Source organism: Acidovorax sp. LjRoot38, assembly GCF_964252975.1.
Classification (GTDB): Bacteria; Pseudomonadota; Gammaproteobacteria; order Burkholderiales; family Burkholderiaceae_C; genus Acidovorax; species Acidovorax facilis.
Map to the genome: position 1 here is coordinate 65959 of NZ_CAXUPT020000013.1, position 14637 is coordinate 80595.

The window sequence follows — 14637 nt, forward strand, 5'->3', positions numbered from 1 at the left end:
TGTCAGTCCTCCACGGTGACTTCTTCGGGCCAGTACAGGCGCATGGGGTTGTCCACCAGCAGCTTCTTTTGCAACTCCGGTGTCGTTGCGATGTGCGGGATGAAGTCCACCAGCAGGCCATCATCGGGCATGTGGTCCTTGAGGTTGGGGTGGGGCCAGTCGGTGCCCCAGAGCACACGGTCGGGGAACTCTTCCACCACGCGGCGGGCGAAGGGGATCACGTCGGTGTAGGCGTTCTGCTCGCCGTTCAGGGCCTTGGGGCCAGTCACGGAGAGGCGCTCGGGGCAGCTCACCTTGCTCCACACATTGGGGTGCTGGCGCATGAACTTCAGGAACAGTTCGAACTCCGGCCCATCCACCGGCTTGCTCACATCGGGGCGGCCCATGTGGTCCACCACCACCGTGGTGGGCAGGGCGGTGAAGAAGTCCCACAGCTCGGGCAGGTCCACCGCTTCAAAGTAAATCACCACATGCCAACCCAGCTGGTGGATGCGCGCGGCAATCTCCATCAGCTCGTCCTTGGGCGTGAAGTCCACCAGACGCTTGACGAAATTGAAGCGCACGCCACGCACACCGGCCGCGTGCATGGCCTGCAGTTCTTCATCTCTGACCGAGCGCTTGACGGTGGCCACGCCACGCGCCTTGCCGCCCGAGTGCACCAGTGCATCCACCATCGCGCGGTTGTCCGCACCGTGGCAGGTGGCCTGCACCACCACGTTGCGCGCAAAACCCAGGTGGTCGCGCAGCGCGTACAGCTGGTGCTTGCTGGCATCGCAGGGCGTGTACTTGCGCTCGGGCGCGTAGGGGAACTCGGCCCCGGGGCCGAACACGTGGCAGTGCGCGTCCACCGCACCGGCAGGCACCTGGAACCGGGGTTTGCTCGGACCCGCGTACCAGTCGAGCCAGCCAGGGGTTTTTGTGAATTCGCTCATGCGCGTACTCCTTGGTTTCTTGCAGGCTCGCAGATCAATCGAGCGACACGTTGGCCTTGCGGATCACGTCGCCAAAACGCTGGCTCTCGTCCTTGACGAACTGGTTGAACTGCGCGCGTGTGGTGGGGAACTGCTCGTAGCCAAAGGTCTTGAACTTCTCGGCCACTTCGGGGCCGGTCAGGGCCTGTTCGATGTCTTTGCGGATCTTGTCGGCCACGGCGGCGGGCAGGCCGGGTGGCACGGCGATAGCGTTCCAGCCCGTGACGGCAAAGTCCTTGGGGCCACCCGATTCGGCCACGGTGGGCACGTCGGGGAACTCGGCCGAGCGCTGGGGTCCGGCAAACGCGAGCAGGCGCAGCTTGCCAGCGCGGTACAGCGGGCCTGCGGTGGCGGCGCTACCCAGTGCAAAGTCGATCTCGCCGGTGGAGACCGAGGTGTAGAGCTGCGTGGTCTCCTTGAAGATCACGTGCTCCATCTGCGTGCCGGTGGCCGATTCGAACAGCTCCGAGCCCAGGTGCACCGGGTTGCCCACCGACCAGCTGCCGTAGTTGAGCTTGCCAGGTCGCGCCTTGGCGTCGGCCACGATATCGGCCACGGTCTTGTACTTGCTGCCCGTGCCCACGGTGAAGAAGAAGTGCGTCTTGAACAGCGGGAGCAGCGTGTCGAAGTCCTTGGCGGGGTCGTAGGGCAGCTTCTTGAACAGGCTGGGGTAAGCGGCCAGGTGCACGTTGTCCAGGATGAGCAGGTCGTGTCCATCCTTGGCGCCGCGTTTCCAGGCGTCGATGGCGATGAAGCCGTTGCCGCCAGGGCGGTTCTCCACGATCACGCCCGTGCCCCAGGTGCGCGAGAGCTTGTCGGCCACCAGGCGGGCCACGCCGTCGGGGCCGCCACCGACGGGGAAGGGGCTGATGATGCGCACCTGCTTGGTGGGGAACTGCTGCGCGGCAGCGAATTGCGGCGCCAAAGCTGCGGCCGCGGCCACGCCCAATGCCAGGGACAACGTGCGGCGGAGACGGAAAGAGGGAGACACAGAGAACGTCATGGAATACAGAACAGAAGAAAAACGATAGCTATAAAATTAGTAGCTACTAGCGCTTATTGAATAAGCGCTAGAGGCCAAAAAGACTTGAGACCGGGGTTCAGTCGATGTACCTGAGGCCTGCCTTCTCCAGGCCGGGGCGCATGTTGTACATGTCCAGGCCCAGCACGCCGCTGGCGAGCTTGGCGCGCTTCTCGCCCTCAAAGCTCTCGCGCTTTTGCGCGGCGGCCAGGGTGTCGGCCGCGCGGGCGGCGGGCACACACACCACACCGTCGTCGTCGGCCACGATCACGTCGCCCGGCGTGACCAGTGCACCGGCGCACACCACGGGGATGTTGACCGAGCCCAGCGTGGCCTTGATGGTGCCCTTGCTGCTGATCGCGCGGCTCCAGACGGGGAAGTTCATTGCCTGCAGCGTCTTCACGTCGCGCACACCGGCGTCGATGATGAGCGCGCGCGCGCCCCGGGCCTGGAAGCTGGTGGCCAGCAGGTCGCCAAAGTAGCCGTCGGTGCACTCCGAGGTGACGGCCGCCACCACGATGTCGCCGGGCTGGATCTGCTCGGCCGCCACATGCATCATCCAGTTGTCGCCGGGCTGCAGCAGCACGGTGACCGCCGTGCCGCTGACCTGCTGGCCGCTGTAGATGGGGCGCATGTAGGGCTTGAGCAGGCCCACGCGGCCCATGGCCTCGTGCACGGTGGCCGAGCCCAGGGCGGCCAGGCCGTCAGCGGCTGCGCGGTCGGCACGGGTGATGTTGCGGTAGACAACGCCAAGTTCAAACATGTCAGAGCCCCTTTGCCTTCAGGCGTGAATCGAGTCGGGAGAACACGCGGCGCGTGTTGGCTTCGTAGATCTGGTGCTTGTCGTCGGCACTCAGGATGGTGGAGGCCTCGATGTAGCGCTTGGTGTCGTCGTAGTAGTTGCCGGTGGTGGGGTCAATGCCCCGCACCGCGCCGATCATTTCGCTGGCGAACAGCACGTTCTTCACCGGGATCACGGTGTTGAGCAGGTCGATGCCGGGCTGGTGGTACACGCAGGTGTCGAAGTACACGTTGTTCATCAGGTGCTCGTCGAGCAGCGGCTTCTTCATCTCCTGCGCCAGGCCCCGGAAGCGGCCCCAGTGGTAAGGCACCGCGCCGCCGCCGTGCGGGATCAGGAACTTGAGCGTGGGGAAGTCCTTGAACAGGTCGCCCTGGATGAGCTGCATGAAGGCCGTGGTGTCGGCGTTCAGGTAGTGCGCGCCCGTGGTGTGAAAGCACGCGTTGCAGCTGGTGCTCACGTGGATCATGGCGGGCAGGTCGTACTCCACCATCTTTTCGTAGATGGGGTACCAGTGCTTGTCGGTCAGCGGGGGGCTGGTCCAGTGGCCGCCGGAAGGGTCAGGGTTCAGGTTGATGCCCACCGCGCCGTATTCGTGCACGCACTTTTCCAGCTCGGGAATGCAGGTCGCAGGATCGACACCGGGGCTTTGCGGCAGCATGGCCACGGGCACAAAGTGGTCGGGGAACAGCGTGGAGACCCGATAGCACAGCTCGTTGCAGATGGCGGCCCAGGTGCTGGACACATTGAAGTCGCCGATGTGGTGGGCCATGAAGCTGGCGCGCGGGCTGAACAGCGTGATGTCGCTGCCGCGCTCTTTCATCAGCTTGAGCTGGTTGGTCTCGATGGACTCGCGCAGCTCGTCGTCGCTGATGTGCAGGTCCGCCACTTTGGGCATGGCTGCGGGGTCTTTGATGCCGGCGATCTGCGCATTGCGCCAGTTCTCCAGCGCCTTGGGCGCCGTGGTGTAGTGGCCGTGGCAGTCGATGATGAGGCTCATTTTTGGGTACTCCTGGAAGGTGTTCTTGTGATCGGTCAGGCGGGGGTCATGCCCTGCTTTTGCTTGGCGTCCGCCGCAGCGGGAGAGGCCAGGTAAGCCAGCAACGCACGTGCTGCATCCGCCTGTTGCGAATGCACGCCAACGCCTGCGGAAAACGTGGTGGTGATCTGGATGGCCGGTGGCAGCGGGCCCACGATCTGGATGCCCTGCACGTGCAGCAGCTCACTCAATTGCTGGAAGCCCAACGCCACCTCGCCCTTGGCCACCAGCGAGCCCACGGGCACGCCGGGGGGCGCCTGCACCATGCGCGGGGCGATCTGATCGGCAATGCCCCAGCGCTCGAACAGCTTGGCCAGCGCCACGCCGCTGGGGCCGGTGGACAGGCTGATGCTGGGCGCGGCCAGCACGGCCCGGCGCACAGCGTCTTCGCTCGACAGGTCGGGCAGCGGCGCGCCTGCAGGCACGGCCACGGCCACGCCCGAGTGCACCCAGTCCACCTTGCTGCCGGGCAGCAAATGGCCTGCGGTCAAAAGCTTGTCGATGGCGTCGGAGGCGAGGATGACGACGTCGAACGCCTCACCGGCCGCCACACGCTTGGCCGCGTCCACGCCGCCCACCGATTCGATGGCGGCCTGCGTGCCCGATTGCTGCGCAAACCCGGACACCAGTTCGGCCAGCACCTGGCGCGTGGCCATGGACGAAATGCCGCGAATTTCTGGGGGGGTCATGCTGTGTCTCCTGCCGGGCTTCGGGTGGCCCGCGCGTTGCGTGCGCTGGGGTTCCATGGCGCTGATTGTGGTCAGCGCAGGGCCAAACAAGAAGGCGGCACCGGCACTACCAGATATATCATTCCGTGATCGTTGACTTGGAGCTATTCAAATAGCAGAGAGCATTCCCCATGGACCTCAAGCAGATCGAATACTTTGTGCGCGTGGCCGAGCTGGGTAGCTTTACCCGGGCTTCGGTGGTGCTGGACATTGCCCAGCCCGCCCTGAGCCGCCAGGTGCGCCTGCTGGAGGTGGAGCTGCGCCAGAACCTGCTGGTGCGCAATGGCCGGGGTGCCACGCCCACCGAGGCGGGCAAGCTGCTGCTGGAGCATGGGCGGGGCATCCTGCACCAGGTGGAGCGTGCGCGCGAAGAGCTGGGCCGCGTGCGCGGCGCCCTCGCCGGGCGTGTGGCCATCGGCCTGCCGCCCAGCATTGCCAAGGTGCTGACCGTGCCGCTGACCCGCGCCTTCCGCGTGAAGCTGCCCGATGCGGCGCTGGCCATCAGCGAAGGGCTGTCGGTGGCCATGCGCGAGTCGCTGACCACAGGGCTGCTCGACATTGCGCTGCTCTACAACACGCCCCCTGCGCCGGGCATCGAGATCACTGCTCTGCTGGAGGAAGACCTGTTTCTGGTGCAGCGCCGCGCCGTGGGCCAGAGCGAGGCGGAGGCCGATACCCTGGCCCGCACGCCCCTGCCGCTGGACGAGCTACCCCGCTTTCCGCTGGTGATCCCCACGCGCCCCAACTCGATCCGCATGCTCGTGGAATCGGAACTGGCCGCGCGCGGCAAACGCCCCCAGATCAGCCTGGAGATCGACGGTGTGGCCGCCATCCTGGACCTGGTGGCCGATGGCGCGGGCTGCGCGGTGCTGCCCATGAATGCGGTCACCACGTCGGGCAAGCCCGAGGTGTTCATTACGCGGCCGATTCTGGGTGCGAGCATGGATGGCGAGGACAGCGCACGGCTGCGCAGCAAGCTCTTCTTAGCCGTGAGTTCGCAGCGCCCGGCAACGCTCACGCAGCAGGCGATGGCGGAGCTGATTCGCAGCACCTTGCAAGCGTTGTACAGGAGCCCCCCCTGAGGCGCTGCGCGCCTCGGTGCAGCCGCCCGAGGTGGCAGCTCTTCGCGAACGTCCAAGCCTGCGCAAGCAGGCTTGGAGCAGAGACCCATCAAAGGAAGCGAGGCGTCAGCCCCCGGCCGCCGGTGATGACAAACTTTCTAACAAACGATCCGCATAGTCCTGCCAGCGCGCGTCCTGGGGCAGACCTTGAAAGATGCCTTCGCGCGCCAGGTCGGCCACCCACTGCTGCTTGTCGGCGATGGCTGATGCCATCAGCGGCGCCATGCCTGCTTCACCCACGGTGCGGGCCGACTCGCGCATCTCTTCGGCGCGGCGCTGGCCGTGCTGCACCACGCGGCTGAAGAAGTAGCTGCCCTGCTTTTGCCAGTCGATGGACGGAAAGGTCTCGGCCAAGGTAGGCAGCACATGGTCTTCCACACCGTAGTGGCGGGCCGTGGCATAGCTCTCCATCACCAGCGCCTCCAGCCCCTTGATCATGACGCTGCGGCACATCTTGATGGCACTGGCCACGCCCAGCTGGTCGCTGACCGGCTTGGCGTCCATGCCCCACCCGTGCAACACAGGCGCCAGCGTGGCGGCGTGGGGGCCTCCGAGCAGCATGGGCACGGCGATGCCATAGGGCGGCACCGACGTCATCACCCCCGCCTCGACGTACCGGGCGCCACGCGCATGGATCAACGCGGCGGCCTGCTGCTTGGTGCCGGGGGATGCGGAATTGAGGTCCAGAAAGAACGCGCCAGGCGCAATGTGCAGCGCCACCGCCTCGGCCACCGCCAGCGTGTTGCTGGCCGTCACCGCCGACACGATGAGCTGGCGCCCGGCGCACAGGGCCGCAACGCTGTCGGCCGCAACCACGCCCGCCACCTGTGCGTGGGCGAGCGGCTCGGGGCCCTTCGCAGGGTCGATGAACTTCAGGTCCCATACCGCCACATCGCTCACACCGGCTTTGCGCAGGCTCGCTGCAAAGATGCGGCCCACCTCGCCGTAGCCGACGATACCCAGGCGGTCCAGGCGGTCCACAGGGGGCAGGACTGGGTTCTCTTCGGTCTGCATGGTGCTATCAGGTTTCATTGCTTGGGGATGCCCGCGCGCTCCATCACGGCGCGCCAGCGGTCGATGTCGGTTTTGAGCAGGGCAGCGGCCTGCTCGGGCGTGGAGGTGCGGGGCTCGACGTTGAGCGCGCGCAGCTGCTGCTGCACGGCGGGTGTCGCCACGGTGGCCACCACCTCGCGCTGCAGCCGGTCCACCACCGCGCGCGGTGTGCGCGAGGGCACGGCCAGCGCGTTCCATGAAGCGGCCACAAAACCCTTCACGCCCAGCTCCACCGCCGTGGGCGCATCGGGCAACACCACAGAGCGCTGCTCGCCCGTGACCGCCAGAACGCGCAACGCCCCGGCGCGCACCTGCGGCAAGGTGGGGCCCAGAATCTCCACGCCCACATCCACCTGCCGACCCCGCAGCGCGGTGATGAGTGCGGGCGTGCCGTTGAACGGCACCACCTGCGCATCAATGGCCGCGCTGCTTTTGAACAGCTCGGCCGCCAGGTGCTGGGTGCTCCCGATGTTGATGCTGCCGATATTGAGTTGGCCTGGATGGGCCCGCGCATGCGCCAGCAGTTGGGCCAGCGTGCGGTGGGGCGAATCGGCCGGTACCAGCACCGTGATATCGAAGAAACCCAGCGTGCTGACCGGAGCGAAGTCGGCCAGCGTGTCGTAGGGCAGCGACTTGAAAAGGCTTGCGGATACCGCCGTGCCGTTGGACAGGAGGAACAGCGTATGCCCGTCGGGCTCCGCGCGTGCGACCGCATCGGCAGCCGCCACACCCCCGGCGCCGGGGCGGTTGTCGATGACCACGGGCTGCCCCAGCCGCGCGGCCAGCCCGGTTGCCACGGCGCGTGCAGTGAGGTCACCCACGCCGCCCGCCGCAAAGGGCACCACGATGCGCAGCGCCTTGGTTGGAAATGCGGGCTGCGCACGCAGCACGGTGCAGGGGGTGAGGCCCAGCGCGAGGAGTGCTGCCCGGCGATCCATCAGCCGACGAACTGCACCAGCCACAAGGAGATGGGCGGAAACACCAGCAGCAGCGTGGTCCGCACCACATCGCTGGCGAGGAAAGGCATTACGCCCTTGTAGCTCTCAGCGATGGGTACGTCTTTCGCAAGGCCATTGACCACGTACACATTCAGGCCCACGGGCGGCGCAAGCAAGCCAAACCCCACCGTCATGAGCACCATGATGCCAAACCAGATGGCTGTGTGCTCCTGCGACATGCCGAAGTCCAGGCCCATGATCACCGGGAAGAAAATGGGGATGGTCAACAAGATCATGGACAACTCGTCCATCACCGCACCCAGCACCACGTAAAAGAGCAGGATGCCGGCCACCACCATATAGGGCGAAACGTTCCAGCCCTGGATCAGGCTGGCCAGCTGGCCGGGCACCTGCGTGAGCGCCAGCGCCGTGTTCATCATGTCGGCGCCGATGAAGATCATGAAGATCATCGCGCTGGCAGACGCGGTGGACAGGAAACACTGCTTGATTTTCTCCAGTGTCAGTTCGCGCTTGAGCAGCGCCGCAAGGAAGGTGCAGGCCACGCCTACCCCCGCGCCCTCGGTGGGTGTGAACAGGCCGCCATAGATGCCGCCAAACACCACCAGGAACACGATGGCAATGGGCAGCACGCCCAGCAGGGCCTGCAAGGACATCTTGGGAAGATCGACGGTGTGGTCCGGCGCATGGCCGGGGCGGATGCGCACGTAGATCGCAATCGCGATCATGTAGCCCAGCATGGCGATGATGCCGGGGATGGTGGCCGCAGCAAACAGCTTGGCGATGTTCTGCTCGGTCAGGATGGCGTAGATCACAAGGGGCACCGAGGGCGGGATAAGAATGCCCAGCGTGCCTCCCGCCGCCAGCGTGCCGGTGGCCAGGCGGCCGGAGTAGCCGTGCCGCTTCATCTCGGGCAGCGCCACCGACGTGATGGTGGCTGCGGTGGCAATGGACGAGCCGCAAATGGCGCCAAAGGCCGCACTCGCCGCCACCGCTGCCATGGCCAGCCCGCCCTTGAAGCGCGCCATGAGCACGCTGGCAAACTGGAACAGCGCCTTGGAGATGCCTCCCTGCGTGGCGAAGTTGCCCATGAGGATGAACAGGGGGATCACCGACAGGTCATAACTCGCAAACCGCGCAAAGGCCAGGCCGTTGAGGTTGTTGAGAAACGGCGGTAGCCCTACCTGATAGAGGTAGCCAAAGGCACCTGCGCCAAACATCGCCGCCGCAATGGGCACACGCACCACCATGAGCGCAAGCATCACACCAAAAATCGAAAGAGCGAGGGCCAGCGGGCTCATGCGGCATCCTCTTCTTCAATTTCAATGTGCGCCGGGCCGAAGGCCTGCACCAGGGCAATCACCCCCGTCAGCAACAGGGGCGGCACCATGGCAGCGTACGTGATCCATTCAGGAAACCCAAGCATCATGGTGGTGGTCATGGAGTTGCGGGCACTGAGCCCACCTGTGGCCGTGCGCCAGGCCAGCACGAGGAACATAGCCGATAGCAGCAGTGCGCCGAAGCGGTCCAGCCGGGCATTCACGGCCGAGGAGGCCCGGGCGGTGAAAAAGTCCACGATGATGTTCTGGCGGCGCAACTGGCACCAGGGCATGAATAGCGCGATCGCGGCCCCTGCGGCCACGGCCGTGAGTTCGTAGTCGCCCAGGACAGTCCAGCCCGTGGTGTTGCGGCCCACAATGCTTGCACAGGTGACCAGCGTCACCCCCGTGAGAATGACCCCGGCCAGCACCGCGCAAGCCTGGGCGAGAAACGATAGGAACTTCAAGGCAGGGTCCTGTCAAAAAATCAAACCGATCCATTCCGGTAACCACCAGAGCGGATCGGCATGGAGCAGCGCAACCGGGTGCGCCTGGCGTCACCGCCGAGGTTATCGGCTGTGCTTTTCGATCAGGGCCCGCGCCTCAGCAGCAAGCTTGGCACCGTCGATGCCCTTGCCCTTCACCTCGTTGATCCAGTCGGTTTCCACACTGGCAGCCGTGCGGCGCCAGCGCTGCGTCTCGGCCAGGTCCAGGGCCACGATGTTGTTCTTGGCGCGCTCGGCAATCTGGCGGCCCACCTTGTCGCCCTCGTCCATGGCGCGGCCAAACATGGCGGCGGTCTCGATGCCGGAGTTCTTGTCGATCACGGCCTTGAGATCGGGCGGAAGCTTGTCGTAGCTGGCCTTGTTCATCGAGAACGCAAAGGTCTGCGTGTACAGCCCTTCCTTGCCCGCAAAGGTGGTGTGGTTGCGCACCAGCTCGGTCACCTTCAGCGACGGCGTCACTTCCCACGGGATGGTGGTGCCGTCGATGGTGCCCTTGCTCAGCGCATCGGTCACCGCAGGCACGGGCATGCCCACGGGCGTGGCGCCCAGCTTGGTGAGCATGTTGCTGATGATGCGCGAGCCACCGCGCACCTTCATGCCGCGCAGGCTTTCCAGGCCGGTGACGGGCGTCTTGGTATGGAACAGGCCAGGGCCGTGGGTGTGCACGGCGATCAGCTTGACGTCCTTGAACTCATCGGCCGCGAACTTCTCGACGTATTCCTGGATGGCGCGCGAAGACGCTTCAGCGTTGCCGCTCATGAAGGGCAGCTCGAACACTTCCGTCTTGGGGAAGCGGCCCGGGGTGTAGCCCAGCACCGTCCAGGTGAAGTCCACCACGCCGTCGCGCGCCTGGTCAAACAGCTGTGGCGGCGCACCGCCCAGCTGCATGGCGTGGAACAGTTGCACCTTGATCTTGCCGCCCGACTCGGCCTCGACCTTCTGGGCCCAGGGCACCAGGGCCTTGGCCGGGATGGTGGCCTGGGGTGGGAGCATCTGGTGCAGCCGCAAGGTCACGGTCTGCGCCATGGCACTGCCAGCCACCGTTGCCAGGGCCGCCGCCCCCAGGGCCGTCAATGCGGCGCGTCGCTTGAAGAAGTTCATTTTTTGTCTCCGGTCTCGATTTATCTGCACATCTGCGAGGCCACACCCCAGGGCCGCAGAGAACCTGCGGCATGGAGAGGGACACTGTCCCTCCCCCACTGTGCATGCAGTCGCATCCACATGCCAGTTCTATGACGGACTTTCAGCTATGCCGTAACGTTATGAAACCGGTGAAACCCGCAGACCCTGCAACCCTCGCGCTTGGTGCGTTGTCCGTCACCCCCGCCGAATGAGCGTGAGGGCGGGCATGTCGGCATGCACCTGCCCACCGGCCTGGCCCGACAAGGCTGCACGCAGGTTGCGCTGCGCGAGGCGCGAATGCTCGCGCATGATCGCCTCGGCCCGCCCGCCCTCGTGGTGCTCGATGGCGTCCAGCAGCTGGCGATGCTGGTCTTGGGCCACCACCAGCAAGTCGCGCGCCTGCGGCGAATGGGTCTGCACCATCACAAAGGCCGAGGGCGACGCAAACGGCAAGCCCTTGACCCGCTCCAGCTCCCGCGCCACCACATCGCTGCCCACCATGCGGCCCAGCAGCAGGTGAAAACGTGCGTTCAGCTCCACATAGCGCGAGAAACCCACGTCGTCCAGCGTGGAAGGGGCCAAGGTGGTGTCGATGGCATCCAGGCAGGCATGGGCGTCGGCCAGCACGGCGGCATCCACCCCGCGCTCGGCCGCCAGGCGCGCGGCCAGCCCTTCCAGCGTGCCGCGCAGCGCAATGGCGTCGGCCACATCGGTTTCGGAAAAGGTGCGAACGGCGTACCCGCCCCCTGGCAGCAGCTGCAGCAGACCCTCTTGCTCCAGCCGCATGAGCGCGGCGCGGATGGGCGTGCGCGACACCCCCAGCTTCTCGACGATGGCCAGCTCGGCAATGCGCGCACCGCCCGGCAACTCGCCCGCCAGGATCATTTCACGCAGGCGCAGCTGCGCCTTCACCGACTGCGAAGCGCCACCTTCGGCTGCGTCGCCCGGTGCGGAATCCGCAAGGAGGGGCTCAGAGAGGTTCATGTGGAGTGTGTGGAGTGGTGATCAGAAAAAACCATGAAACCAAGGCTTGGGTCAGCCCGGCAGCCCATTAATGTATACAAACAAAAACAAACCCAACTAGAAAATTCAAAAAATAACTTCAAAAACAATGACATATGCGATATGCCAATTCGCAATAGCTGCTTTTCAACGATTGAATGTATACATCGAACGGCCTTTTTTGCACAATCCGCTTCACAACACCAAAGCGCTGAAGGCGGCCTGCGGGCCAGGCCAACAACATCCCACCACCCCACGGAGAGAGACAAGCATGTTTCCCAAAAACGCCTGGTACGTAGCCTGCACCCCTGACGAGATCGCCGACAAGCCCCTGGGCCGCACCATCTGCGGCGAGAAGATCGTCTTCTACCGCCCCGCGCCCGACCAGGTCGCCGCGCTGGACGACTTCTGCCCCCACCGGGGCGCACCGCTGTCGCTGGGCACGGTGTGCGAAGGCCACCTGCAATGCGGCTACCACGGCCTCAGGGTGGAATGCACGGGCAAGTCGGTGTCCATGCCCGGCCAGCGCGTGCAAGGGTTCCCCACGGCGCGCAGCTTTCCGGTGGTGGAGCGCTACGGCTTCATCTGGGTGTGGCCCGGCGACGCCGACAAGGCCGACTCCGCCACCATCCACCACCTGCCCTGGGCCAACAACCCCGAATGGGCTTACGGCGGCGGGCTGTACCACATTGCCTGCGACTACCGCCTGATGATCGACAACCTGATGGACCTGACGCACGAGACCTACGTGCACTCCACCAGCATCGGCCAAAAGGAGATCGACGAGGTGCCCTGCAAGACCCGCGTGGAGGGCGACGAGGTAATCACCAGCCGCTTCATGGAAGGCATCGAAGCGCCGCCCTTCTGGAAGATGGCGCTGCGCATGAACGGCCTGCCCGACGACCAGCCGGTGGACCGCTGGCAGATCTGCCACTTCACACCACCCAGCCATGTGCTGATCGAGGTGGGCGTGGCGCTGGCGGGCAACGGCGGCTATGACGCCCCGGCGGACAAGAAGGCATCGAGCATCGTGGTGGACTTCATCACGCCCGAGACCGAGACTTCGATCCACTACTTCTGGGGCATGGCGCGCAACTTCAAGCCGCAAGACCCCTCGCTCACCACGCAGATCCGCGAGGGCCAGGGCAACATCTTTGCCGAAGACCAGGACATGCTGGAACAGCAGCAGCAGAACCTGCTGCGTTACCCCGACCGCAAGCTGCTCATGCTGAACATCGACGCAGGCGGGGTGCAGTCGCGCAAGATCCTGGACCGCATCATCGCGGCCGAGCAGGCCGCCGCTGCACCCCAGGCGGTGGCCGCATGACCGCGCAGGAAACGATCCAGGTCCGCGTCGTCAAAAAGCAGGCCGAGGCCGAAGGCATTGCCAGCTTCGAGCTGGCGCGCGTGGACGGCGCCGCACTGCCCCCGTTCAGCGCGGGTTCGCACATCGATGTGCATCTTCCCGGAGGTGTGACGCGGCAGTATTCGCTGTGCAACGCCTCGCACGAATCGCACCGCTACCGCATTGCCGTGCTGCGCGATCCGGCGTCGCGTGGCGGCTCGGTCGCCATGCATGACAGCGTGCACCAGGGCGATGTGATCACCATCAGCACACCCCGCAACCACTTTGCGCTGCACCCCGCGCAGCGCACGGTGCTGCTGGCCGGTGGCATTGGCGTCACGCCGCTGCTGTGCATGGCCGACCGGCTGGCGCGCACAGGCGCCGACTTTGCGCTGCACTACTGCACACGCTCTGCCGAACGCACGGCGTTTGCTGCCGAAATTGCCGCATCGGCCATGGCACCGCGTGTGCATTTCCATTTCGATGCGGGCCCGGCCGAACAGAAGCTGGACATTGCCGCCGTGCTGGCCGCGCCCGGGCCCGACAAGCGCCTGTATGTATGTGGACCGGCAGGCTTCATCGACCATGTGGTGAACAGTGCCAAGGCCCTGGGCTGGGCGCAGGACCACATTCACCTCGAATACTTTGGCGCCCCTGCGCAGGACACCTCGGGCGATCAGGGCTTTGACGTGCGCATTGCCAGCACGGGCAAGGTCTACGCGATTGCGCCCGACGTGTCGGTGGTGGAAGCCCTGCGCAAGGAGGGCATCGACATCCTGACCTCGTGCGAGCAGGGCGTGTGTGGCACCTGCCTCACGCGCGTGCTGGAGGGCGAGGTGGACCACCGCGACATGTACCTGACGGACGAAGAAAAGGCAGCCAACGAGCAGTTCATGCCCTGCTGCTCGCGCGCGCGCAGCAAGCTGCTCGTGTTGGATTTGTGAAGTTGAACACCCCCTGAGTCGCCTGCGGCGGCGTCCCCCGCGTGGGGTTCGCGGGGGTTTGGCTGAAAACTCCTGAATTGATAGCTGCTAGCGCTTATCTATCAAGCGCTAGCAGCCAATTTCACTCAAAACTCACTCTTCCACGGCCGTGCGGATCGTGTCGCGGCCGTGCCGGTCTTTGACGCGGCCCAGGTCTGTGTCGAGCGCGCGGGCCAGTTTGTCCACTGCGCCGATGAAGGCGTTGGCCATCTTGTCGGCTTCGTCGGTCACAGTGACGGGCTGGCGGCCGGTCACGCGGGCCTCGATGCGGCAGCGTTTGTCATTGGCGCCGGACTTGCCCGCATCCAGATCTGACAGAAACACCTCCAGCCGCGTGATGTGGTCCTGAAAGCGCGTGAGGCGGCTCTTGGACTCGTCCGTGATCCATTGCGCGAGCGACTCGCCGCCGTGGATGTGGTCGTCAGTGTTCACTTGTACTTGCATCAGAGTTCCTTTCAGATGACGTTACTCAGGGGTCCATGATGGCACCGCAGGCCTTGACCCCGGAAAACACATGTCAAAACATCCTCAGAACCTGTTCAAGGTCTTTTCGGGGATCGCATTGGAGTGCAATCGGGATGAGTGGATGCTTCAGATGCGCCGCATGGGCTCGTGCCCATGCAAGCAGCCGGGGCGCCAAAGCTCCGAGTTCATCGGCCCGATTTCACTCCA

General features: G+C 65.2%; 15 protein-coding genes. 3 read left to right on the plus strand and 12 right to left on the minus strand.

All coding sequences use genetic code 11. The features are described 5' to 3' along the window. Positions 1 to 2: 2 nt before the first annotated feature. From ACSQ22_RS20555 to ACSQ22_RS20575, 5 genes are all read right to left on the minus strand, one after another. Positions 3 to 932: an amidohydrolase family protein gene (locus ACSQ22_RS20555; protein WP_436131396.1), complete on the minus strand. Its 930-nt coding sequence runs from the start codon at positions 930 to 932 to the stop codon at positions 3 to 5. A gap of 34 nt (positions 933 to 966) precedes the next feature. Beyond that, on the minus strand, positions 967 to 1974 hold the full coding sequence (locus ACSQ22_RS20560) for a Bug family tripartite tricarboxylate transporter substrate binding protein (protein ID WP_121421511.1): 1008 nt from the start codon (positions 1972 to 1974) through the stop codon (positions 967 to 969). 97 nt (positions 1975 to 2071) lie between these two features. After that, positions 2072 to 2755, minus strand: a complete 684-nt coding sequence (gene ligK / locus ACSQ22_RS20565; RefSeq protein ID WP_436131397.1) for a 4-carboxy-4-hydroxy-2-oxoadipate aldolase/oxaloacetate decarboxylase — start codon at positions 2753 to 2755, stop codon at positions 2072 to 2074. 1 nt (position 2756) lies between these two features. Continuing rightward, complete coding sequence (locus ACSQ22_RS20570; RefSeq protein ID WP_056742987.1) at positions 2757 to 3791, minus strand: amidohydrolase family protein; 1035 nt, start codon at positions 3789 to 3791, stop codon at positions 2757 to 2759. Between the two features lie 35 nt (positions 3792 to 3826). Next, positions 3827 to 4519, minus strand: a complete 693-nt coding sequence (locus ACSQ22_RS20575) for a substrate-binding domain-containing protein (protein ID WP_436131398.1) — start codon at positions 4517 to 4519, stop codon at positions 3827 to 3829. Between the two features lie 170 nt (positions 4520 to 4689). Between ACSQ22_RS20575 and ACSQ22_RS20580 the strand changes: the two genes are divergently transcribed. Further along, entirely contained in the window at positions 4690 to 5640 is a 951-nt protein-coding gene (locus ACSQ22_RS20580; protein ID WP_055398484.1) for a LysR substrate-binding domain-containing protein, read from the plus strand. 105 nt (positions 5641 to 5745) lie between these two features. On the opposite strand, the gene ACSQ22_RS20585 is transcribed toward ACSQ22_RS20580, so the two are convergent. From ACSQ22_RS20585 to ACSQ22_RS20610, 6 genes are all read right to left on the minus strand, one after another. Further along, complete coding sequence (locus ACSQ22_RS20585; RefSeq protein ID WP_436131454.1) at positions 5746 to 6693, minus strand: DUF1932 domain-containing protein; 948 nt, start codon at positions 6691 to 6693, stop codon at positions 5746 to 5748. 14 nt (positions 6694 to 6707) lie between these two features. After that, complete coding sequence (locus ACSQ22_RS20590; protein WP_436131399.1) at positions 6708 to 7670, minus strand: Bug family tripartite tricarboxylate transporter substrate binding protein; 963 nt, start codon at positions 7668 to 7670, stop codon at positions 6708 to 6710. Beyond that, a complete protein-coding gene (locus ACSQ22_RS20595; protein WP_436131400.1) occupies positions 7670 to 8989 on the minus strand; it encodes a TRAP transporter large permease in 1320 nt (439 codons plus the stop codon). Before ACSQ22_RS20595 ends, ACSQ22_RS20590 begins: the two co-directional genes overlap by 1 nt. After that, on the minus strand, positions 8986 to 9474 hold the full coding sequence (locus tag ACSQ22_RS20600) for a TRAP transporter small permease (RefSeq protein WP_121421517.1): 489 nt from the start codon (positions 9472 to 9474) through the stop codon (positions 8986 to 8988). The genes ACSQ22_RS20595 and ACSQ22_RS20600 overlap by 4 nt, the downstream gene beginning before the upstream one ends. 102 nt (positions 9475 to 9576) lie before the next feature. Next, complete coding sequence (locus ACSQ22_RS20605) at positions 9577 to 10614, minus strand: TRAP transporter substrate-binding protein (protein ID WP_121421518.1); 1038 nt, start codon at positions 10612 to 10614, stop codon at positions 9577 to 9579. 216 nt (positions 10615 to 10830) lie between these two features. Next, positions 10831 to 11619: a GntR family transcriptional regulator gene (locus tag ACSQ22_RS20610; RefSeq protein WP_436131401.1), complete on the minus strand. Its 789-nt coding sequence runs from the start codon at positions 11617 to 11619 to the stop codon at positions 10831 to 10833. A gap of 289 nt (positions 11620 to 11908) precedes the next feature. Between ACSQ22_RS20610 and ACSQ22_RS20615 the strand changes: the two genes are divergently transcribed. After that, positions 11909 to 12964, plus strand: a complete 1056-nt coding sequence (locus ACSQ22_RS20615; RefSeq protein ID WP_436131402.1) for an aromatic ring-hydroxylating dioxygenase subunit alpha — start codon at positions 11909 to 11911, stop codon at positions 12962 to 12964. Beyond that, positions 12961 to 13926: a PDR/VanB family oxidoreductase gene (locus ACSQ22_RS20620; RefSeq protein ID WP_228897251.1), complete on the plus strand. Its 966-nt coding sequence runs from the start codon at positions 12961 to 12963 to the stop codon at positions 13924 to 13926. The genes ACSQ22_RS20615 and ACSQ22_RS20620 overlap by 4 nt, the downstream gene beginning before the upstream one ends. Positions 13927 to 14058: 132 nt before the next feature. Here the strand turns inward: ACSQ22_RS20620 and ACSQ22_RS20625 are convergent, their stop codons facing one another. Further along, entirely contained in the window at positions 14059 to 14409 is a 351-nt protein-coding gene (locus ACSQ22_RS20625) for an HPF/RaiA family ribosome-associated protein (RefSeq protein ID WP_055398493.1), read from the minus strand. Positions 14410 to 14637: the final 228 nt, after the last annotated feature.

Excerpts from the sequence above, each read along its gene's own strand:
- ACSQ22_RS20555 (WP_436131396.1), bottom strand. The coding sequence starts at position 932 with ATGAGCGAATTCACAAAAACCCCTGGCTGGCTCGACTGGTACGCGGGT.
- ACSQ22_RS20560 (WP_121421511.1), bottom strand. The coding sequence starts at position 1,974 with ATGACGTTCTCTGTGTCTCCCTCTTTCCGTCTCCGCCGCACGTTGTCC.
- ligK (WP_436131397.1), bottom strand. The coding sequence starts at position 2,755 with ATGTTTGAACTTGGCGTTGTCTACCGCAACATCACCCGTGCCGACCGC.
- ACSQ22_RS20570 (WP_056742987.1), bottom strand. The coding sequence starts at position 3,791 with ATGAGCCTCATCATCGACTGCCACGGCCACTACACCACGGCGCCCAAG.
- ACSQ22_RS20575 (WP_436131398.1), bottom strand. The coding sequence starts at position 4,519 with ATGACCCCCCCAGAAATTCGCGGCATTTCGTCCATGGCCACGCGCCAG.
- ACSQ22_RS20580 (WP_055398484.1), top strand. The coding sequence starts at position 4,690 with ATGGACCTCAAGCAGATCGAATACTTTGTGCGCGTGGCCGAGCTGGGT.
- ACSQ22_RS20585 (WP_436131454.1), bottom strand. The coding sequence starts at position 6,693 with ATGCAGACCGAAGAGAACCCAGTCCTGCCCCCTGTGGACCGCCTGGAC.
- ACSQ22_RS20590 (WP_436131399.1), bottom strand. The coding sequence starts at position 7,670 with ATGGATCGCCGGGCAGCACTCCTCGCGCTGGGCCTCACCCCCTGCACC.
- ACSQ22_RS20595 (WP_436131400.1), bottom strand. The coding sequence starts at position 8,989 with ATGAGCCCGCTGGCCCTCGCTCTTTCGATTTTTGGTGTGATGCTTGCG.
- ACSQ22_RS20605 (WP_121421518.1), bottom strand. The coding sequence starts at position 10,614 with ATGAACTTCTTCAAGCGACGCGCCGCATTGACGGCCCTGGGGGCGGCG.
- ACSQ22_RS20610 (WP_436131401.1), bottom strand. The coding sequence starts at position 11,619 with ATGAACCTCTCTGAGCCCCTCCTTGCGGATTCCGCACCGGGCGACGCA.
- ACSQ22_RS20615 (WP_436131402.1), top strand. The coding sequence starts at position 11,909 with ATGTTTCCCAAAAACGCCTGGTACGTAGCCTGCACCCCTGACGAGATC.
- ACSQ22_RS20620 (WP_228897251.1), top strand. The coding sequence starts at position 12,961 with ATGACCGCGCAGGAAACGATCCAGGTCCGCGTCGTCAAAAAGCAGGCC.
- ACSQ22_RS20625 (WP_055398493.1), bottom strand. The coding sequence starts at position 14,409 with ATGCAAGTACAAGTGAACACTGACGACCACATCCACGGCGGCGAGTCG.